Raw genomic sequence first — 21,331 nt, forward strand, 5'->3', positions numbered from 1 at the left:
GTTATTTGGACATCTCAGAGTGGTGATACAGTCAAAGAGTCTCCACTGTTTGCGATCCTGACTCGTTGTCCTTTGTTGAATATAACGTTGTCTAACTTTTGCACGACGATGACGCTTTTTCCACTGTCCATACGAATCTCTAACTCAACACCTTTCGTTTGGTTTAAAGCGCCTTCTACTCCTTGCCCAGCCAGACCGCCAGCAATGGCACCTGCCGCTGCGGCAAGTTTTTGACCAGAACCATCACCAACCGTATTACCTAGCAGCCCTCCCAAAACAGCACCACCAATGAGACCTAACATATTAGGATCACCAGTTTGGTTACCTTTAATCTTAACGGGACGTACAGACAGAATGGTACCATAGGTTACTGTTTGAGCTTGTTTGGCCTGATTAATAGAGTAAGTATCACTAGAAAGTGCTCCCATGTCTGCACAACCGGATAACGTGGTTGCGACAGCTACACCAACCAGGAAACGTTTTAACATAGTTACTCCTAATTTTAATGTCCGATAGGGAAGCTTGATAATAAACTTATAACCAAGCGCTCGGCTACTCTCGTCAGCAACAGACCTCATCAATTTGTCGGCCACTGATGGTATATATCTACATAATATAATAAATGCTTCCAATAAACGCTGGAAGGAATAATTCCTGACCAAAAGCTTAGCATGTTTTGTGAAGCGCTTTCCAAAACTCAGATTTTATCTCTAATCATGTTCATTAAACATATATAGTCCGAATAGATGTGCTTTATAGTTTACGCAAGATTGAATGTAATCCACGTGTCAAATGTAATCCGTTATTTAATAGAGGAATATTTATGAATTCAGGACGTTATATTGGTGTGATGTCTGGCACCAGCATGGATGGTGTTGATGTTATTTTGGCGGAGATTAGCAATAAAGCCGTGACTCAACAAGTCAGTTATAGCCATCCTTTTCCGCAAGAGCTTAAGCAAAGATTACTTTCCATTTGTCAAGGGCAGCAGACGACATTATCAATGGTCGGAAGATTTGACTATGAGCTTGGTACTCTCTTCGCAGAAGCGGTTCAAGGATTGTTGAATAAAGCCGGGATAACTGCAAATGATATCACCGCAATCGGGTGTCATGGGCAGACCGTATGGCATGAGCCGGACGGTGAAAAACCGTTTACCATGCAAATCGGTGACAATAACCGTGTAGCCGCACTGACTAACATTACCACCGTTGGTGACTTCAGGCGGCGTGACATGGCTTATGGTGGTCAGGGAGCACCTTTGGTGCCGGCATTCCATATGGCGGTATTGGGGCATCCTACCGAAAGGCGGGTCATTTTAAACATCGGTGGAATAGCCAATATCTCAGCACTGCTGCCTAATTCTGCCGTTAAAGGCTATGATACCGGGCCGGGCAACATGTTGATGGATGCCTGGACATGGCGGCATAAGCAGTTACCTTACGACAAAGATGCGCTGTGGGCCAGTGAAGGTACGGTCAATGAACCTTTGCTGCAAAAAATGCTGTCTGATCCCTATTTCGCGCGTACTGCCCCGAAGAGTACAGGGCGTGAATACTTTAATATGGCATGGTTGGAACAACAGTTGGTTGATTTTCCTGATATTACCCCCGTGGATGTTCAAGCCACATTGGCTGAATTAACGGCGGTAAGCATTGCTCAACAAGTCATGCTAAATGGTCGGTGTGACCGTCTTCTGGTATGCGGCGGCGGGGCACGTAATCCACTTGTGATGAATCGGTTATCGGTTTTATTGCCGGGTACAGAAGTGGCGACGACAGATAAATATGGTTTGAGTGGTGATGACATGGAAGCGTTGGCATTTGCCTGGCTGGCATTCCGAACCATGTCAGGACAATCTGGTAACTTGCCATCAGTTACTGGTGCGGATAGAGAAACGATTTTAGGGGCAATTTATCCGGTTGTCAGATAATCGTTTGAATAATATCCAGTTAACAGATAACCCTGATTAGAAGACAGTGAGCTAGCAGATAACAATGATATGCTAATACTCATTAATAAATAGAGAGTTAGAAATGTCAGAAGATAATGAAATGGCTATCGCAGAACTGCGCCGTGAATATATACGTGGTGGGTTAAGGCGAAAAGATCTTACTGAAGAACCTATTGAGCTTTTTGAGCATTGGTTAAAACAGGCTTGTGAAGCGAAACTCAGTGATCCGACAGCAATGTGCATTGCTACCGTGGATGAACAAGGGCAGCCTTATCAACGCATTGTTCTGTTAAAACATTTTGATGCTCATAATCTGGTCTTCTATACCAATCTTGGCAGTCGCAAGGCAAAACATCTGGCTCAGAATAATCGGATCAGTCTCCACTTTCCCTGGTATCAATTGGAACGACAGGTCAGTTTTCTCGGCAAAGCTGAACGTTTGTCTCCAATTGAGGTGATGAAATATTTTCATAGTCGTCCGAGGGATAGCCAAATTGCAGCCTGGGCGTCTCAGCAATCTTCGAAGATTTCTGCCAGAGGGATTTTGGAAGGGAAATTTTTGGAGTTGAAACAAAAATTCCAGAACGGTGAAGTCCCTCTCCCCAGTTTCTGGGGCGGATTTAAGGTCGAGTTTGATTCAGTCGAATTCTGGCAGGGCGGTGCTCATCGTCTTCATGATCGTTTTTTATATCAGCGTGAAGGTGATAAGTGGCATGTTGACCGTTTGGCGCCTTAAACAGCCGATAAGCAGTGAATTGCAAAGTGAAAGGAGTAATTACTGTTTTTAATACTGGCACTTATATTACTGGCGTTTTATGCTATAGCACTTGATTTATAACGAGACGCTTATATACCCAATAGATTTCAAGTGGCGGCGTATAACAGAGCAGCAACGTGAAAGCAGGGTATAGATATATAGGTAAAGTATACAAACCGATGGAGTCATTAATGTCTAGCAATAACCTGATTAAACAACTGCAAGAGCGGGGCCTTGTTGCCCAGGTAACGGATGAAGAGGCGTTAGCGGAGAGACTGGCGCAAGGTCCGGTTTCTCTCTATTGTGGCTTCGATCCTACCGCTGACAGCTTGCATTTGGGTCATCTGGTTCCCTTGCTGTGTTTAAAACGATTCCAACTTGCTGGGCACAAGCCTATTGCGTTGGTCGGTGGGGCGACAGGTTTGATTGGTGATCCCAGTTTTAAAGCAACTGAACGCAAATTAAACACAGAAAACACGGTCAAAGAGTGGGTTGAAAAAATTCGTAACCAGGTTTCCCCGTTCCTGAGTTTTGAGGGCGAAAATGGTGCAGAGTTAGCCAACAATTACGACTGGTTTGGCCAAATGGATGTACTGGCTTTCTTGCGTGATATCGGTAAGCATTTCTCCGTAAACCAGATGATCAACAAAGAAGCGGTAAAACAGCGTCTTAACCGTGATGATGTTGGCATTTCGTACACTGAATTTTCTTATAACCTCTTGCAGTCCTATGACTTTGCAAACCTGAATGGAAAATATGGTGTTGAATTACAGATTGGTGGCTCAGACCAGTGGGGAAACATTACTTCCGGTATCGATTTGACTCGTCGCTTACACCAAAAACAAGTGTTTGGTATGACGGTGCCACTGATCACTAAATCAGACGGAACTAAATTTGGCAAGACAGAAGGTGGCGCCGTTTGGTTAGATCCGAAAAGAACCAGCCCGTACAAATTTTACCAGTTCTGGATTAACACTGCGGATGCGGATGTTTACCGTTTCCTGAAATTCTTTACTTTCATGGATATTGAAGAGATTAATGCACTGGAAGAAGAAGATAAAAACAGCGGTAAAGCGCCACGTGCCCAATATGTACTGGCGGAACAAGTGACGGGTATGGTGCATGGTGAAAAAGGTCTTGCCGCAGCGAAGCGTATCACGGAGAGTTTGTTCTCCGGAGCCATTGCTGATTTGACTGAAGATGATTTCGCTCAATTGGCACAAGATGGTATGCCGGCCATTGAACTTGAAAAAGACGCTGACCTGCAACAAGCGCTGGTCACAGCCGAATTTGTTCCTTCCCGCGGGCAGGCTCGTACTATGATTAGTTCTAATGCGGTTTCCATCAACGGTGAAAAACAATCCGAACCGATGTATGTCTTTGCCGAGAGTGATTGTTTGTTTGGGCGTTATAGTTTGTTACGTCGTGGCAAGAAACATTATTGCCTTATCACTTGGAAATAACTAATTAATATATTATTAAGGGCAACAATCATGTTGCCCTTAATGTATCTGGCATCTTTATAAAAAAATAGGTTTCCATAATAGTGATACACTCAAATTATTAGGATGCTTTACTCCTTGCGCTGCGAGGAGTAAAGCAGTGATCGACAATTTTGGAATGCTATTTATTATCTATCCATAAATCAAAAATAATAAACCAGGCCTTATCATGAACAATGTTCTTTCAATTCAGTCTCATGTTGTCTTTGGTCATGCAGGAAACAGCGCGACTGTTTTTCCAATGCGTCGTATGGGGGTGAACGTATGGGCATTAAATACAGTTCAATTTTCAAACCATACCCAATATCCTCAATGGCGTGGTTGTGTGATGCCGCCGGAACATTTGACTGAAATTGTGCAGGGAATTGGTGAAATTCATAAACTGGCCTCCTGTCATGCAGTCTTGAGTGGTTATATTGGTTCTGCGGAGCAGGGGAATGATATCCTTGATATCGTGAAGCAGGTTAAAAAAGCCAATCCTGATGCCTGGTATTTCTGTGACCCTGTCATGGGACATCCAGAAAAAGGATGTATCGTTGCTCCTGGGGTTGCTGAATTCTTCTGTGAAAAGGCATTACCTGATAGTGATATTATCGCACCTAATTTGTTGGAACTTGAAACACTGACTATGCGGAAAATTGGCAGTGTAGAACAAGCTATATCCGCAGCTCGTGAGTTATGTGAAAAAGGTCCTAAAATTGTATTGGTTAAGCATTTAAGCCACGCAGGTTATCAGGCAGATTGTTTTGAAATGCTTTTGGTGACGAAAGAACATAGTTGGCACGTTAGCCGTCCATTAATTGATACAGGGGCACGTCAGCCCGTTGGTGTTGGTGACCTAACCAGTGGTTTGTTTCTCGTTAATCTGTTGAAAAGCCCATCTTTAACAAATGAGGCACTGCAAGCGGCTTTAGAACATGTTGCAGCTGCAGTCTATGAAGTGATGTTGGAAACGCAAAAGAGTGAGGAATATGAATTACAGATTGTTGCTGCGCAAGATAGGATGGTCATACCAGAACATCAATTTCATGCTGTAAGAATAGACTAACACTGAAAATTGTCCGTGAAATTATGCTTCCGGCATATACCGATGAGTCCCAACCATCATTTATGGGTGGGACTCTCTTTAATATATCGGGGAGTTATTTATTTTAACTCTAGCTCATTCATGGCAGCGATGCTGAAACCACCATCAACATGCAAAATCTCACCAGAAACACCTCCAGCCAGATCTGAGCACAAGAAGGCAGCAGCATTACCGACATCTTCTGTTGTCACAGTGCGGCGAATGGGTGTCACTGCTTCACAGTGTGCCAGCATCTTACGGAAGTCTTTGATACCAGAAGCCGCCAGAGTACGGATTGGGCCAGCAGAAATACCATTGACGCGAACCCCTTCAGTACCCATTGCATTGGCCATATAACGCACGTTTGCTTCCAGAGAGGCTTTCGCCAGACCCATAACGTTATAGTTAGGAATGGCACGTTCTGCACCCAGATAGCTCAAGGTAAGCAGGGCGGAACCTGGATTTAGCATCTTGCGGCAGACTTTCGCCATGGCAACGAAGCTATACGCACTGATGTCATGTGCAATTTTGAAACCTTCACGGCTGACAGCATTCACATAATCACCATCAAGTTGATCAGCCGGTGCATAACCGATAGAGTGAACAAAACCATCGAATTTAGGCCAGACTTTACCCAGTTCAACGAATAATGCGTCGATACTTTCATCTTCAGCCACGTCACATGGCAGAACGATATTTGAATTCAGGGATGCAGCGAATTCTTCGACACGAGGTTTCAACTTGTCATTTTGGTAGGTAAAAGCCAGCTCTGCGCCTTGATCGTGCATTGCCTTGGCAATTCCATAAGCGATAGACAGTTTGCTGGCGACGCCAGTAATGAGAATGCGCTTGCCGGTCATGAAACCCATAGCAGTATCCTTATTGTTCTTTGTGATCAAAATTGTTCTTTGTGATCAAACACCAAAAGTCATGGCAAACGGAAATAACCAATAGCTAGCCATGACTGTGGTATTTATGATGAATAAACACAGATGATTCTACCACGGCGGAGGGAAATGTGGTGAGTTTCCCATGCTGTTCCGAGCAGTGATTAAAATGCATCCAATAAAAACATTAGATGATATCCTGGCGCCATGCTTCGGCAGACAGGGCTTCACCAAAATGGCTGGCTATCAATTTGCGGGTAATATCATGCAACGGAGAGGCCAGAACTTCTGCCGTATTACCACGCTCGACAACTTCCCCTTGGTGCATCACCAGCACCTGATCGCTGATATGTTTCATCATACCGAGATGTTGTGTAACGTAAATATATGAAATATCGTGCCTTTCCTGTAATTCCAGCATCAGGTTAATGATTTGGGAACGCATCGACATATCAAGGGAAGCCAGTGCTTCATCTGCAACAATGATTTGTGGTTGCAATATTAACGCCCGTGCCAACGCCACACGCTGTTTCTGCCCTGATGCGAGCATATGTGGATAATAATTGGCATGATCTGGCAGTAGACCAACCTGACGCAATGTTTGGTTGATGCGTTTTTCCCGTTCAGAGGGGGATAGCTCGGTATTCAGGATTAACGGCATATCCAGAATTTGGCCAATGCGCTGACGAGGATTCAGTGATGTACTGGGGTCCTGAAAAATCATGCGAATGCGCTGGCTGCGATAGCTGTAATCCCCGTAAGACAGTTTATGACCATTAATCAGAATTTCACCTGACGTTGGTTCAATAACCCCCGATAACATTCTTGCTAATGTGGATTTACCGGAGCCATTTGCACCAAGGATAGCCAGTGTTTTTTTCGGTTGCAGGATAAAGCTCACGGGTTTTACGGCGTCAAGATGATGACGGCGAAATAATCCCATTTGATAGCGAAATGTTTTCGTCAGGTTTTTCACTTCCAGTAATGTTTCAACCACTTACGGTTCCTCCATATTCAAAGGGAAATGGCAGGCGAATGTATGGTTCTTAATCACCCGTAATCGTGGGGTTGCAATGCAGGTTTTCTGTGCATAAGGACAGCGTGGTCCTAAACGGCAACCTACCGGCAGATGTTCCAGTGATGGAATAGCGCCAGGCAACGTATTTAGCCTGCTTTTGTGTGGTAACGGACTACCAAAATCAGGAATTGAACGGATCAGTGCTTGCGTATAGGGATGATAAGGTTTCAGCAGCAGCTCATCGGGGGTGGCACTTTCCACGGTTTGACCGCAATACAGCACATTGATGCGTTTGACCAGTTTACTCATCATTTGCAGGTCATGACTGATTAACAGGATGGTCATGTTATTGTTCTGATTCAGGCTCGACAGTAAACGGAAGATTTGCGCCTGTGTCGTGGGTTCCATTGCATTGGTTGGCTCATCAGCAATCAACAATCGGGGTTGATTGGCGAGGGCAATGGCAATCATCACTTTTTGACATTCACCTTCTGTTAATTCATAAGGGTAGCTGTGCATAATGTCATCGTGATCTTTAATACCAACGCGGTGCAATAACTCAATTGCACGGCGTTTTCGCCAGTTAACTCTCTGCCACCAGCGACCCTTATACGTCCATCCAGGAATAGATTGAATGATCTGTTTACCCACGTTTTCTGATGGATCGAGACATGACTGTGGCTCCTGAAAAATCATTGAAATATTGTGACCAATCACCTTACGGCGCTGTCGCGGTGTCAGGCGCAATAAATCAATATCGTTAAAACGGAAACGATCAGCGGTCACTTTGAGGTTATCTTTTGCAACACCACAAATCGCTTTGGCGATCAAACTCTTACCTGAACCTGATTCGCCAGCCAAACCCAGAATTTCACCTTCTGTCAGCGAAATACTCATTCGGTCAACAGCCTTAACGGGACCTTCTGCTGTCATAAATTCAATGGTGAGGTTTCGAATATCAAGTAATGGCATTATTCGACTCCTGCGTTAATCGCGCGGTGAAGGCCGTCACCCAGTAAATTAACCAACAGAACACTCAGCATAATAACGGCTCCGGGCAACATCACAGTCCAGGGGGCGGCATAGATCAATTCTAATGAGCCTCCCAACATGGTTCCCCATTCGGGGGAGGGCAATTGAGCACCCAGATTGAGAAACCCCAGCGCAGCAATATCAAGAATAGCGATGGAGAGAGCACGGGTTAACTCACTGACTATCACCGCCGTGATATTGGGAAGAACAGCGTAGCGTAAAATATGGTAGTTTGACGCGCCGTCCAGACGTGCTGCGATAATGTACTCTTTATCCAGTTCGTCATGTACAGCAGTATAAACGGTACGTACTATTCTTGGCAGTAGTGCCAGCGAAATGGCAATCATGGCATGGTGCAGGCTGGCGCCAACAAAGGCCACGACAATGATAGCCAGTAGCAATGAAGGAATAGCGAGCAAGGTATCAAGAATATGGTTCAGAATGGCCGACTTTAACCCATGAGTCATGCCGGCAAGGCTACCGATGATTAATCCGACAATGGCCGCTGCCGCAGTAGCAACCAATGCACCGCCAAATGTGGATGATGTGCCAATCAATAAACGGCTGAAAATATCGCGGCCAAGATCGTCAGTTCCGAGGAAGAAAGCGACATTGCCGTGATGCGACCATGAAGGTGGCATAAGTTGAGCCATAAATTGTTGATCAAGCCGGTATGGGGCAAGGTAATTTCCTAACAGGCTTAGTGTCATTAAAATTAATACCCCATAAAAACCCATCATTGCCAATATATCCGCATAGAAGAATCGCCAGATAACTTTCGATGGCGACGGCATTTTCTTTTCTCGGTAAAAATTATCTAAGGGCATACCATTCCTTATGCTTCAAGGGATTAGCCATTGCTCCAATAATATCTGTCAGAATATTCACTGAAATAACCAGCGTTCCTATTACCATAACGCCGGCTGAGATTGCGGAATAATCCTGCTGGCGGATAGCAGTGATGAGCCAACGTCCTAAACCTGGCCAGTTAAAGACCTGCTCTGTCACCATCGCTAATGTGAGCATGGTTGAAAATTGTAATCCCAGCTTAGGAATGATGGGAGGCAAAGCGTTATGCAGTAAGTGACGGCGGATGATAGTCAGCCGGGATAGACCCCGTGTTGCTGCTGATTTGATATAGTTTTCGCCTGAAACCTCTTCCGTACTGTTACGCATCAAACGGATAACTTCCGTCGTCGGGGCGACGGCCAGTGTGATAACAGGCAGGATCATATGCAGGATCACACTCATGATCATTTCATTGCGATAAGGTGCTTTGGACAGCCAAGCATCAATCAGGGCGGAACCGGTTACCGGCTCCATCCGATAGAGCAAATCAAACCGTCCCGAAACCGGTAGCCAGCCCAAATAAAGTGAAAAAAGCAGGGTCAGCAGCAAAGCCAGCCAGAAGACCGGAATGGAAAAACCACACAGGGCAAATGTGCTGATAATGATATCGGCTTTTTTGTTGCGCCAGACACCGGCAATAATCCCAAGCGGGATACCGATTAACAACGCGATGGAAAATGAAAGGACACACAGCTCCATCGTGGCAGGAAGCACCGCATACAGTTGCTCAATAATGCGTTCCCCATTAATTCTGGAAATACCAAAATCCCATTGGAGCAAGCTGCGGAAATAGTAGACATAGGCGTCTGACAGCGATGCACCACTCAACGTACCATGAGGGGTGAAATACATCAGGCTGAAACTGATTAATGAAAGAAAAAACAGCGTCACAACCAGAATCAGCAAACGACGTAAGATATAAATAATCATTTGCTTCCCTTATTATTTTCATCGGAAATGTCGGTTTCCTGTTCACGGTAAACTCGGTCAAAGGCGCTATTGCCAAATGGGCTGAGTACCAATCCTTTGATGTTATAACGCGAGATTTGCAAACGCATCGCATAAGCCAGTGGCAAGACGGGTAATTGTTGCGCGAGAATTTCTTGGGCAACATGATAATTTTTGATGCGTGAAGCCAGTTGTTGATTCAATAAGGCTTGACGTAAGGCATCATCAAAAACTGAACTGCACCAACGGCTGAGATTCGTTTGTGACGCAATGGCGGCGCAACTTAATAATGGACGGAAAAAACTATCCGGATCGTTGCTGTCAGTAGACCAGCCTGCCAGTGTCATATCGTGAGTCTTATCCATCAACTGGTTTTCCTGAAAACGGCCTTCGACGGGACGGATAGCGATCTTAATGCCAACTTGTGCCAGATCTGCCTGAATCAGCTCCGCCATTTTCAGCGGGCTTGGATTATAGGCTTGTGAAGCCGTTGGCACCCATAACGTTAACTCCAGTCCACTTAACCCCAGGTTATGTAATATCTGGCGGGATTTTTCAGGATTGTATTCGGTGACTTCAGCACGGTTATCATACGCCCATGATGCACGGGGCAAAATAGAAGCCGCTGTCTCTGCCGTACCATAATAAATGGACTTCATCAGGCGTTGGTTATTGATGGCATAGGCAATGGCTTGGCGAACAGCTAACTGATCCAACGGTGGCTTACTGGTATTAAAAGCCAGATAAGCAATATTCATGCCTGAGCGTAATGTCTGACGTAAATTGGGATCATCATGCAGAATGTTCCACTGGTTAGCATCGGGATAAGCTAATACATCGCATTCCCCGGTGAGCAGTTTTGAGATCCTGCCTGTGCCACCCGCGCCGGTATCTATCACAACCTGTTCCATGCGCGGCTTGCCTTTCCAATAGTTATCATGGCGAACAAGGCGGATAAATTGATCCATCTGATAATCTTCCAGCATGAAGGGACCGGTTCCGACTGGTTTCCAATCTATTTGCCCCTGCCGATTCACTTGCTGCAATTTTTGCGCATATTCCTGCGACAAGATAGGGGCATAATGGGTTGCCAGGTGCCAGAGAAAAGAGGCATCGGGAGCATTGAGGCGAAATTCAACCGTATATTTGTCGATTTTCTCAATATCCTTGACTGAATCACCAAATTGCAAGCTATCAAAATAGGGATAATAACCACCATTAATATCATGATAATAATGTGTTTTATCGAAAACGCGGCGAAAACTGAAAACAACATCATCCGCGTTCATCGTGCGGGTCGGGGTAAACCAATCGGTTGATTGGAAAGCAACATGGTGACGCAGATAAAATCGGTAGGTTGCACCATTGTCCCGAACTTCCCAATCAGCAGCCAGTTCAGGAACCAGACGATAAGTTAGGGGATCGACGCCTAGCAGGCGATTATAAATCTGTGCGGCAAGCGTATCCACGGCCAACCCGCTGATCGCCATTTGGGGATTGAACGTATTCAAATTGCCATTAACACAATAGATAAAGCTGTTTTGCCGTAGGTTCGCTGAAATATGAGACAGGCTTTCTGAGGTGTTGTTTGGCCTCAATTCAGAGCTCGTTTTAATGAATTCTGGGATGGGTTCCGCAAGTGTTTCTGGAGTAGCATTCTTGGCCGCCATCGTCGGGGTGGAAATCAATAAGATGATCCAGTAAATCAAATAGCGCATATAAAATGTCAGTCATAAAAAAGAGTTTGGCTATTGTAACTTAATTGACGCTTTTTACTAAAAACAACGGCCAGATCACGATAGTGAGAAATCTTCTCAAGAAAGTGCTTTACAAAAACAACTGAGAAGCATTATCATTCTCATGTGCTTTCGGAGGGACACCCTGCAATACGAATCCTTGTAATGCTAAAGCTGTCATCTCAGGAAAGGCACGACATTGCTCACATTGCTTCCAGTATTTTATTAGCCGGCTCGGGTGCCGGCTATTTTTTTATCTCCCTATCAATCCCTTGACCTCAGAACGGCTTATCTTTAGTGGTTGCTATTAATGTCGTTATTCACATTAAGATGGTGTTTTTTGACTAACCCGCGTAACTGGTGATAAGTCAAATTAAGTTTGTCAGCCGCTCTTTTCTGATTAAATTGACTCTCTGCCAGAGCTCGTATGATTAAACGCTTTTCGCTATCGTTTTGCCATTGTCTTAAATCGAGAGGTAATTGGGGAAGGAAATAATGGATAGTTTCGCGATTAGCAGGTGGTGGGACAGATTGTTGTGATGAAAAGGGGTTGATAATAATCGTATTTAATTCATTTTCATGATTGCTATGTTGGCCAGCAGCGTGTCGATCAAGAGTATGTCGGTAAATGGAACGTTCGATAACATTTTTTAATTCACGAACATTGCCGGGCCAGTGATAGGAAAGTAACTGTTGCTTGGCCTTGTCCGTAAATCCGGGGAAAAAGGGCAGATCCAACTCACGACACATCTGAATCGCAAAATTCTGCGCCAGTAACATAATATCCTGTTGTCGCTGGCGCAATGGTGGAATGAGAACCACATCAAACGCAAGCCTGTCGAGCAAATCAGCCCTGAATCTCCCGCTGGCAGCCATAGCCGGTAAATCCTCGTTGGTTGCACAAATTAAACGGACATCAACTTGTAATGATTGAGTACCGCCGACCCGCTCTAAGTGGCCATATTCAATGACACGCAGGAGTTTCTCCTGCACTTGCATGGGAGCCGTAGCGAGTTCATCAAGAAACAAAGTTCCGCCATCAGCGCGTTCAAAGCGCCCTTGGTGTTTTGAACGCGCGCCGGTAAATGCGCCGGCCTCATGGCCAAACAGCTCTGAATCAAGCAGATTTTCATTGAGCGCTGCACAGTTCAGTGAAATAAAAGGACCCTGCCAACGCGGAGAAAGATAATGTAAGCGACGGGCAATTAACTCCTTGCCTGTTCCTCGTTCCCCCAGAACTAAAACCGGTTTATTCAACTTAGCCAATGCGGAGACTTGTTCCAAAATTTCAATAAAACAGTTTTCTTCACCTAATAGGTTATCAATAAACTCAGACATGGTATTTTTCGCCAAAAGTTAGTCAATTTAACCAAGTTAGCTGATTGAAATAAAAAAGCAAATAAAAATTAATTAAGTTATTTCAATCAGATAAGTAAACTAAAAAAGTTGGCATGTATCTTGTATTTAATTAAGCGTCTTATCGTGTATTTGGTTTAACCATGCACAGGCATAACATACATACATTCTAATGAAAGAGGTTTATGACTATGGGTATTTTTTCTCGTTTTGCTGATATCGTGAATGCTAACATCTCCTCTTTGCTGGATAAGGCCGAGGATCCACAGAAAATGATCCGTTTAATGGTTCAGGAAATGGAAGATACGCTGGTGGAAATTCGCTCAACTTCCGCCCGTTCGCTGGCAGAGAAAAAGCAACTGTTGCGCCGCATTAATATCGGGGAAAGCCAGATCGATGGCTGGCAAGAAAAGGCTGAACTGGCTCTGAGTCGGGGTAAAGAAGAGTTAGCGCGGGCAGCGTTGATTGAAAAACAAAAAGTCAGTGGCTTAGTTGAAACACTTACCCACGAATTGTCTATTCTGGATGAAACGCTGGAACGCATTAAAGGCGAAGTGACGGAGCTGGAAAATAAATTGACCGAAGCGCGTGCAAGGCAACAATCCTTGACACTGCGCCATCAGGCTGCGGCATCTTCGCGTCAAGTCCGTCGTCAGTTGGATAGCGGCAAAATCGATGAAGCCATGGCACGTTTCGAACAGTTTGAGCGCCGGATAGACCACATGGAAGCGGAGGCAGAAGCGTTTGGGTTAGGTAAAAAGAAATCACTCGAACAGCAATTTGCCGAATTGAAAGCAGATGATGAAATCAATGCACAACTTGCGGCCTTGAAAGCTAAAATGAGTAGCAAAGATCCACAATAATGACACATGTCATACATCACTAAGGAAAGATAATGGCCTATATATTTCTTGGCATCCCGCTGATCATTTTCGTGCTTTTTGTCTTGCCCATCTGGTTGTGGCTGCATTACAGCAACCAGAACAGCCATCGCGGTCAGTTAGGAGACAGCGAAACTCAGCGTTTGGAACAATTGACTGAGAACGCCAGGCGTATGCAGGAACGGATCAAAACGTTAGAAGATATCCTTGACGCAGAACATCCAAACTGGAGACAGTCATAATGTCAAATCAATACCGCCGGAAACTTTATCGTCTGCCAGAGCAGGGGATGGTTAAGGGAGTCTGCGCCGGGCTGGCAGACTATTTTGGCGTACCCGCGCCTCTGATTCGTACTATCACGGTTTTATCACTATTCTTTGGATTATTTGCCATAACAGTATTGGCTTATATTATCTTGACCTTTGTCATGGAGACTGCACCAGCGGGATATTTGACAGAGGAAAAAAATAGCGGGCTATCAGCACAAAGTATGTTGGATAAAGTAGACTATCAATTGAAAACGAACGAAGCGCGTTTGCGTCAAATGGAACGCTATATTACCTCAGAGACTTACAACGTGCGCAGCCGTTTCCGCCAACTCTGAATATGGGCAACCAGAATAGAACGACAGGTGATCTGGTCAGTAACAGCGGAAATAATGGCAAATTTTACCGATGTGACTGGCCGGATAAAACTGATCCACAGTATTCCCATTGAGGAGCAACATGAAACGGTTGCAAAACGAACTGACAGCACTCGTTAATCGTGGAATGGACCGTCATTTGCGACTGGCGGTAACCGGATTAAGTCGCAGTGGAAAAACCGCATTTATCACCTCTTTGGTCAACCAACTCCTGCATGTTCACAGTGGGGCCAGATTGCCACTGTTTTCTGCCGTGCGCGATGGGCGCTTACTGGGTGTAAAACGTGTGCCGCAGCGAGATTTTGGCGTGCCGCGTTTTGCCTATGATGAAAACATGGCCGAATTACATGACACCCCCCCTCACTGGCCGACGCCGACACGTGGCGTGAGTGAAATACGCTTGGCATTGCGCTATCGTTCTGAAAACGCTTTATTTCGTTACCTCAAGGAAACATCCACCCTTTATCTGGAAATCGTCGATTATCCGGGCGAATGGTTATTGGATTTACCCATGCTGGAACAAAATTATCTGGCGTGGTCACGGCATATGTTTGGATTACTGAAAGGGGAAAGAGCAAATTGGGCGAAACCGTGGTTAGCGTTGTGCCAGCAATGTGACCCATTGGCGCCTGCCGATGAAAATTTACTTGCCGGAATCGCTCAGGCTTACACCGATTACCTGCATCAGTGCAAGCAGCAGGGATTGCACTTTATTCAACCCGGCCGTTTTATCTTGCCGGGGGATCTGGCGGGCGCACCGGCGTTGCAATTTTTCCCGTGGCCGGGCATTGACCAAATCGGGGAGCCGCAATTAGCAAAAGCAGGCAAACACACCAACATAGGCATGTTGCGTGAGCGTTTTGCTTATTATTGTGATCAAATCGTTAAGGGGTTCTATAAAGAACATTTCCTCCGTTTTGACCGGCAAATCGTTCTGGTGGATTGTCTGCAACCCTTGAATAGTGGTCCGCAAGCCTTCAATGACATGCAGCTGGCATTGACCCAACTTATGCAGAGTTTTCATTATGGCAAACGAACGCTGTTTCGTCGTTTATTCTCGCCCTGCATCGATAAGCTCATGTTTGCTGCCAGCAAAGCGGATCATATTACGGCCGATCAACATGCTAATCTGGTTTCCCTTTTACAGCAATTAGTACAGGAAGCGTGGCGAAATGCGGCGTTTGAAGGGATCAGCATGGATTGTGCGGGGCTGGCATCGGTTCAGGCAACCGAGGGCGGCATGGTTATTCATCAAGGGGAAAAAATCCCCGCCATCAAGGGAAATCGCTTGTCAGATGATAAATTACTGACATTTTTTCCGGGAGAAGTTCCACAACGCTTGCCAAACAGTGAATTTTGGCAAAAACAAGGGTTTCATTTCGAATCATTCCGGCCAAGGCAAATCAATGCCGATAGCCCGTTACCCCATATTCGCATGGACAGTGCGATGGAATTTTTATTGGGAGACAAATTAACATGACCGAACCCTTGAAACCGAGAAGGGATTTTGACGATCTGGCACAAACATCGTCACCGCCGCCGCTGAAATCAAAACAAGAATTCACCGGGCAGGAAGAAGCATTCTATCCGGCCATGCCAGAGCTGGAAGCGGAAGAGAGAGAAGGTGAATTTGAAGGGGCAGTGAATACCGCACTGAAACCGAAACGCAGTTTTTGGCGAACCGTTTTTTCCGGGGCGGTGCTGCTGTTGGGCGTGAGTGTTGTTGCTCAATGTGTTCAGTGGATCCATCAAGCCTGGCAGCAACAGGATTGGATTGCACTGGGCATGGCTGCGGCAGGCAGCATGATGGTTTTTGCCGGTATCGGCAGCGTAATCAGGGAATGGCGGCACCTTTACCAGTTGCGCCAGCGTACAGAAGAGCGGGATATGGCGAAAACATTATTGCAAAGTCATGGCATAGGTAAAGGCAGGCAATTTTGTGAAAAACTGGCCGAACAGGCGGGTATCGGGCAACAACATCCGGCATTGCAACGTTGGCAGGCGGTCTTGCATGAAACCCACAATGATCGTGAAATTGTCATGCTGTACAGCCAATGTGTTCAGCCAGTCCTGGACAGGCAGGCGAAAAAAGAGATCAGCCGTTCTGCGGCGGAATCGGCGTTAATGATCGCGGTCAGCCCATTGGCGATTGTGGACATGGCCTTTATTGCGTGGAGAAATATTCGCCTCATTAATCGCATTGCCGCAATTTATGGCATCGAATTAGGCTATTTCAGCCGCATCCGCTTATTTCGCTTAGTCCTGCTGAACATTGCCTTTGCCGGGGCATCAGAATTAGTGAGGGAAGTGGGCATGGACTGGTTGTCACAGGATATTGCGGCGCGCCTTTCTGCACGTGCTGCACAAGGGATCGGTGCCGGGTTGCTGACGGCGCGTTTGGGTATCAAAGCGATGGAGCTGTGTCGCCCCTTGCCGTGGATTGATGGCGATAAGCCGAAATTAGGGGATTTTCGTTACCAGTTGCTTGCTCAGCTTAAAAGTACGTTACCAACGAAACACAAAGGGGCAGCCAAGGACACCGATAACAGCAAGTAGCCCAAAATAGCCAATGAATGGTGACTGTTATCCCAGCTTGACACCTGACTTTCTTGTAAACTTTTGCTGACAAGGGCTTCATCTCTTGAAGCGTAACAGGTAACATTTCAGGCGGTTAAGAACATCGTGTCAATAAGGTCAGAAAAATGCGATTGGAAGTGACTTGTCAGGATCGAATCGGGTTAACCCGCGAATTACTTGATTTACTGGTTTTACGAAATATTGACCTGAAAGGAATTGAAATTTCTCCTGCACGTCGTATTTACCTTAATTTTACTCAAATTGACTTCACTATTTTCCGTGGCTTGATGGCAGAAATTCGCCGTATCAATGGTGTCATTGATGTCAGGACGGTGGCCTTCATGCCGTCAGAGAAAGAGCACAGAGCGATGTGGACACTGTTGGAATCGGTGCCTGAGCCTATCTTTTCTATTGACCTGAAAGGCAATATTGAATTGGCTAACTCCGCGGCTTTGGCACTGTTTGGTTGCAGTAAAGAAAAAATTAACCAAAAAAACATTGGCCATCTGATCAGCCATTATCCTTTCCTGCGCTGGCTTGAAAGTGAGCATCATCAACCCCATTCGGCCCAACTCGCCATCAAGGGGCAAGATTACGGGATGGATATTATCCCGATGCAGTTAACGGATGAAAGCCAGGCCATTAAGTGTGTCGGGGCGGTGATTATGTTACGTGCGGGCGGTGAACACCATTCAACGGTGCATATTGCGTCGCCACATAAACCATTAACCGTCAATGATGACGGCGCGTTTGAACACATTATTGCGGTCAGCCCCAAAATGGTTCATGTCGTTGAGCAGGCACGTAAAATGGCAATGCTTGATGTTCCCTTACTGCTTATCGGTGAAACAGGGACGGGGAAAGATGAATTTGCTAAAGCCTGTCATTTGCGCAGCGCAAGGGGAAAACAGCCGTTTCTGGGGTTAAATTGTGCCTCCATGCCGGATGATGTTGTCGAAAGTGAGCTGTTTGGCTATGCGGCGGGCGCCTATCCCAATGCGCTGGAAGGCAAAAAAGGCTTCTTCGAACAGGCGAGTGGCGGTACGGTTTTATTGGATGAAATCGGTGAAATGTCGCCACAGATGCAGACTAAATTACTGCGTTTCTTAAATGACGGCACATTTCGCCGGGTCGGTGAAGAGAATGAAGTGAAAGTGAATGTCCGCATTATCTGTGCCACGCAGAAAAACTTAGTTGAGTTAGTACAAAAAGGGGCATTTCGTGAAGATCTCTATTATCGGCTGAATGTTTTAACCATCACCATCCCCCCTTTGCGGGAACGTCAGGCGGATATCATGCCATTGACGGACTATTTTATTACCCGCTTTGCGCAAGAACAGGGCTTGCAGAAACCTCAATTTTCTGCCGATCTAGCGCCATTTTTGTGTGGTTATCATTGGCCGGGCAATGTCAGGCAGCTTCGCAATGCCATATATCAGGCATTGACCCAACTTGAGAGCAGCAAACTCAGCCCACAGGATATTCAGTTACCTGATCTGGACGCTGAGGTAACTTTTAATGAAGATATTCTGGTGGGCTCTTTGGATGACATCAGCAAGCGTTTTGAACGTTCAGTACTGACACGTCTTTACCGCCACTATCCCAGTACCCGCAAGCTGGCAAAACGGCTGGGGGTTTCTCACACTGCAATAGCGAATAAATTACGTGAGTATGGTTTAAGTGGTAAAAAACACTCAGTTGAATATGAAGATGATGAATAATCAGTAAGATTGACGGCTTTTAACTATTCAGCCAGAGATGATCTCTGGCTGAATGATCGAATATTGATAATTTTTTCATATTCGATATTGGCAGGCGTCTTTCCCAAAGAGGGATCATCTATGATGAACATCGCTACGATGCTTTGGGCGTTATGGCCACCTCAGTCCATCAACCGAAACTGAAACTCACCTTGTTCGAGAGAAACTTGCAGTTGATGATATTGCTGATCATTCACGTTAGCAGAGAGCAAAAGTTGGCTGATCTGAGGTAGCAGGGAGTTGGTCAGGATGGCATCGACCATGCGGCCACCCGATTCGATTTCGGTACATCGGTCAACAATATATTCAATCAGGGCATCATCAAAGCTCGCGACAATATCATGGTTTTCCCGTAAGCGTTTTTTGATTCGGTCTAATTGCAGATGAACAATGCTTGCCATCACCTTATCACCCAATGGATAGTAGGGAATGACAATCAAACGCCCCAGCAGGGCGGCAGGAAAGACATGCAGTAAAGGTTTTCGTAGGGCGGTAGTCAGTTTTTCCGGATCGGGGAGGGAATTCTGTTGTAAATAGAGCGAACTGACTAAATCCGCGCCAACATTGGAGGTCAGGATAATAATCGTATTGCGAAAATCAATGTGGCGGCCTTCACCATCTTCCATCCAACCTTTGTCGAAGACCTGAAAGAAAATCTCATGCACATCAGGATGAGCTTTTTCAATTTCATCCAGTAACACCACACTGTAGGGACGCCGCCGCACGGCTTCGGTCAATACGCCTCCTTCACCGTAGCCCACATATCCCGGCGGGGCACCTTTCAACGTGGATACCGTATGGGCTTCCTGAAATTCACTCATATTGATGGTAATCAGATTTTGCTCCCCGCCATACAGCGTTTCCGCCAGTGCCAGCGCGGTTTCGGTTTTACCGACCCCGGAAGGGCCACAGAGCATAAACACACCAACCGGTTTATTGGGGTCATCCAATTTAGCCCGTGATGTGCGCACCCGTTTCGCAATTAATTCCAAAGCATGGTATTGCCCGATGACACGTTGGTTGAGGGTATCCGCCAAGCGCAGTACCGCATCAATTTCGTCTTTTACCATGCGGCTAAGTGGGATACCCGTCCAGTCTGATATCACGGCAGAAACAACATTGCTGTCTACCGAAGCAAAAATCAGCGGGGTTTCTCCTTGCAACGTTTTTAATTGCTGTTGTAATGCCAGCAGCTCAGTATGCCGGGCATGGATATCATCATGTTGCTGTTGATGAAATGGTTGTTCATGCAGTTGGGCTTGCAGTTGAATAATTTTATCGGTCAGTGTGCGTTCTTGTTGCCAGCGGTTTTCCAACTCAATACGCTGTTCTTCCAATATGGCCAGCTCATCAAGGATGAATTCTGACCGTTGTGGGTTGCCGATCCCGACTTTTGATTCCCGTTCAACAATAGCTAATTCAATCTTCAACGCCTCAATCTGATGCCGGCAATTTTCCAATTGCGGAGGTTCGGCGTGTTGGCTAATGGCAACTCTGGCGCAAGCAGTGTCCAACAGAGCCACCGCTTTATCCGGCAACTGGCGGGCGGGAATATAGCGATGAGAGAGGCGTACCGCAGCGTCAACGGCTTCATCCAGTAACAGGACATGGTGATGTTTTTCCAGCGTTTTGACCAGGCTACGCAGCATCAAAAGGGCTTTGGTTTCATCGGGTTCATGAATTTGGACGACTTGGAAACGACGGGTAAGGGCAGGATCTTTTTCAATATGTTTCTTGTATTCTGACCAAGTGGTCGCGCCAAGTGTGCGTAACTGGCCTCGTGCCAATGCCGGTTTTAGCAAATTGGCCGCATCACCGGTTCCCTGTTGCCCGCCTGCGCCTATCAGCGTATGGATTTCATCAATAAACAGAATGATGGGGATCGGGCTGGATTGCACTTCGTCAATGACTTTGCGCAGACGGGATTCAAATTCCCCCCTGATCCCGGCACCTGCCTGTAACATGCCGATATCCAGTAGCCAAAGTTGAACATGTTGCAGAGGGGGAGGAACTTCATTGGCTGCGATCCGCAGCGCCAATCCTTCAATGACTGCGCTCTTTCCCACCCCGGCTTCGCCGGTCAACAAGGGATTATTTTGGCGGCGGCGCATCAGAATATCGATAATCTGGCGGATCTCTTCATCACGCCCTGATACCGGGTCAATCTCACCATTGCCAGCCCGCTCGGTTAAATCTTGCCCATATTGCCGCAAGGCACTCTCAGTGGTGGGCTGTTTTATGGCTTGGGAAGGGGAGGATGATAGGTTGGGTGAGAGTCCACGCTCTTGTGCTTCATCGCTGCTGCCACAGATCGCGTTGAAATTATCGACCAGCGTATCGGCATTAATGTGTTCAAACTGTGGGG

19 protein-coding genes are annotated in these 21,331 nt (G+C 46.1%); 10 read left to right on the forward strand and 9 right to left on the reverse strand.

Going from position 1 to position 21,331, the window contains the following annotated elements:
• Nucleotides 1-14 precede the first annotated feature (14 nt).
• A complete protein-coding gene (locus PSI15_RS04965; RefSeq protein WP_273582548.1) occupies nucleotides 15-488 on the reverse strand; it encodes a glycine zipper 2TM domain-containing protein in 474 nt (157 codons plus the stop codon).
• 335 nt (nucleotides 489-823) lie between these two features.
• Here PSI15_RS04965 and anmK point away from each other — a divergent pair, with 335 nt between their 5' ends.
• From anmK to pdxY, 4 genes are all read left to right on the forward strand, one after another.
• Nucleotides 824-1,933: an anhydro-N-acetylmuramic acid kinase gene (gene anmK, locus PSI15_RS04970; RefSeq protein ID WP_273582549.1), complete on the forward strand. Its 1,110-nt coding sequence runs from the start codon at nucleotides 824-826 to the stop codon at nucleotides 1,931-1,933.
• Nucleotides 1,934-2,036: 103 nt separating this feature from the next.
• Entirely contained in the window at nucleotides 2,037-2,690 is a 654-nt protein-coding gene (gene pdxH / locus PSI15_RS04975) for a pyridoxamine 5'-phosphate oxidase (protein WP_273582550.1), read from the forward strand.
• Between the two features lie 212 nt (nucleotides 2,691-2,902).
• Nucleotides 2,903-4,174, forward strand: a complete 1,272-nt coding sequence (gene tyrS, locus PSI15_RS04980) for a tyrosine--tRNA ligase (protein ID WP_273582551.1) — start codon at nucleotides 2,903-2,905, stop codon at nucleotides 4,172-4,174.
• 208 nt (nucleotides 4,175-4,382) lie between these two features.
• Nucleotides 4,383-5,261, forward strand: a complete 879-nt coding sequence (gene pdxY / locus PSI15_RS04985; RefSeq protein WP_273582552.1) for a pyridoxal kinase PdxY — start codon at nucleotides 4,383-4,385, stop codon at nucleotides 5,259-5,261.
• Nucleotides 5,262-5,359: 98 nt separating this feature from the next.
• On the opposite strand, the gene fabI is transcribed toward pdxY, so the two are convergent.
• The 7 genes from fabI to pspF form a co-directional block, all read right to left on the reverse strand.
• On the reverse strand, nucleotides 5,360-6,148 hold the full coding sequence (gene fabI, locus PSI15_RS04990; RefSeq protein WP_273582553.1) for an enoyl-ACP reductase FabI: 789 nt from the start codon (nucleotides 6,146-6,148) through the stop codon (nucleotides 5,360-5,362).
• 205 nt (nucleotides 6,149-6,353) lie between these two features.
• Entirely contained in the window at nucleotides 6,354-7,163 is an 810-nt protein-coding gene (gene sapF / locus PSI15_RS04995) for a putrescine export ABC transporter ATP-binding protein SapF (RefSeq protein WP_273582554.1), read from the reverse strand.
• A complete protein-coding gene (gene sapD, locus PSI15_RS05000; RefSeq protein WP_273582555.1) occupies nucleotides 7,164-8,156 on the reverse strand; it encodes a putrescine export ABC transporter ATP-binding protein SapD in 993 nt (330 codons plus the stop codon).
• A complete protein-coding gene (gene sapC / locus PSI15_RS05005) occupies nucleotides 8,156-9,043 on the reverse strand; it encodes a putrescine export ABC transporter permease SapC (RefSeq protein ID WP_273582556.1) in 888 nt (295 codons plus the stop codon). Before sapC ends, sapD begins: the two co-directional genes overlap by 1 nt.
• On the reverse strand, nucleotides 9,030-9,995 hold the full coding sequence (gene sapB / locus PSI15_RS05010; RefSeq protein WP_045970389.1) for a putrescine export ABC transporter permease SapB: 966 nt from the start codon (nucleotides 9,993-9,995) through the stop codon (nucleotides 9,030-9,032). Before sapB ends, sapC begins: the two co-directional genes overlap by 14 nt.
• Nucleotides 9,992-11,731 carry an ABC transporter substrate-binding protein SapA gene (sapA, locus tag PSI15_RS05015; RefSeq protein WP_273582557.1) on the reverse strand — a complete coding sequence of 580 codons (1,740 nt, stop codon included), beginning with the start codon at nucleotides 11,729-11,731 and terminating at the stop codon, nucleotides 9,992-9,994. Before sapA ends, sapB begins: the two co-directional genes overlap by 4 nt.
• Before the next feature lie 312 nt (nucleotides 11,732-12,043).
• Nucleotides 12,044-13,087: a phage shock protein operon transcriptional activator gene (gene pspF, locus PSI15_RS05020; RefSeq protein WP_273582558.1), complete on the reverse strand. Its 1,044-nt coding sequence runs from the start codon at nucleotides 13,085-13,087 to the stop codon at nucleotides 12,044-12,046.
• Between the two features lie 209 nt (nucleotides 13,088-13,296).
• Between pspF and pspA the strand changes: the two genes are divergently transcribed.
• The 6 genes from pspA (at nucleotide 13,297) to tyrR (ending at nucleotide 18,927) form a co-directional block, all read left to right on the forward strand.
• Nucleotides 13,297-13,968 (forward strand): phage shock protein PspA, encoded by a 672-nt coding sequence (gene pspA / locus PSI15_RS05025; RefSeq protein WP_273582559.1) that lies wholly within the window; start codon nucleotides 13,297-13,299, stop codon nucleotides 13,966-13,968.
• Between the two features lie 32 nt (nucleotides 13,969-14,000).
• On the forward strand, nucleotides 14,001-14,228 hold the full coding sequence (gene pspB / locus PSI15_RS05030; RefSeq protein ID WP_273582560.1) for an envelope stress response membrane protein PspB: 228 nt from the start codon (nucleotides 14,001-14,003) through the stop codon (nucleotides 14,226-14,228).
• The gene (pspC, locus tag PSI15_RS05035) at nucleotides 14,228-14,590 is read left to right on the forward strand and encodes an envelope stress response membrane protein PspC (protein ID WP_273582561.1); all 363 of its coding nucleotides are present in this window, start codon (nucleotides 14,228-14,230) and stop codon (nucleotides 14,588-14,590) included. The genes pspB and pspC overlap by 1 nt, the downstream gene beginning before the upstream one ends.
• Before the next feature lie 121 nt (nucleotides 14,591-14,711).
• Nucleotides 14,712-16,109, forward strand: a complete 1,398-nt coding sequence (locus PSI15_RS05040; RefSeq protein ID WP_273582562.1) for a YcjX family protein — start codon at nucleotides 14,712-14,714, stop codon at nucleotides 16,107-16,109.
• A complete protein-coding gene (locus PSI15_RS05045) occupies nucleotides 16,106-17,185 on the forward strand; it encodes a YcjF family protein (RefSeq protein WP_273582563.1) in 1,080 nt (359 codons plus the stop codon). Before PSI15_RS05040 ends, PSI15_RS05045 begins: the two co-directional genes overlap by 4 nt.
• Nucleotides 17,186-17,331: 146 nt before the next feature.
• Complete coding sequence (tyrR, locus tag PSI15_RS05050) at nucleotides 17,332-18,927, forward strand: transcriptional regulator TyrR (RefSeq protein WP_273582564.1); 1,596 nt, start codon at nucleotides 17,332-17,334, stop codon at nucleotides 18,925-18,927.
• Between the two features lie 161 nt (nucleotides 18,928-19,088).
• Here the strand turns inward: tyrR and tssH are convergent.
• On the reverse strand, nucleotides 19,089-21,331 hold a 2,243-nt coding region (gene tssH, locus PSI15_RS05055), incomplete at its 5' end, for a type VI secretion system ATPase TssH (protein WP_273582565.1).

It is taken from the genome of Xenorhabdus sp. PR6a (genome assembly GCF_028599065.1).
In the GTDB taxonomy this organism is placed as follows: domain Bacteria; phylum Pseudomonadota; class Gammaproteobacteria; order Enterobacterales; family Enterobacteriaceae; genus Xenorhabdus; species Xenorhabdus doucetiae.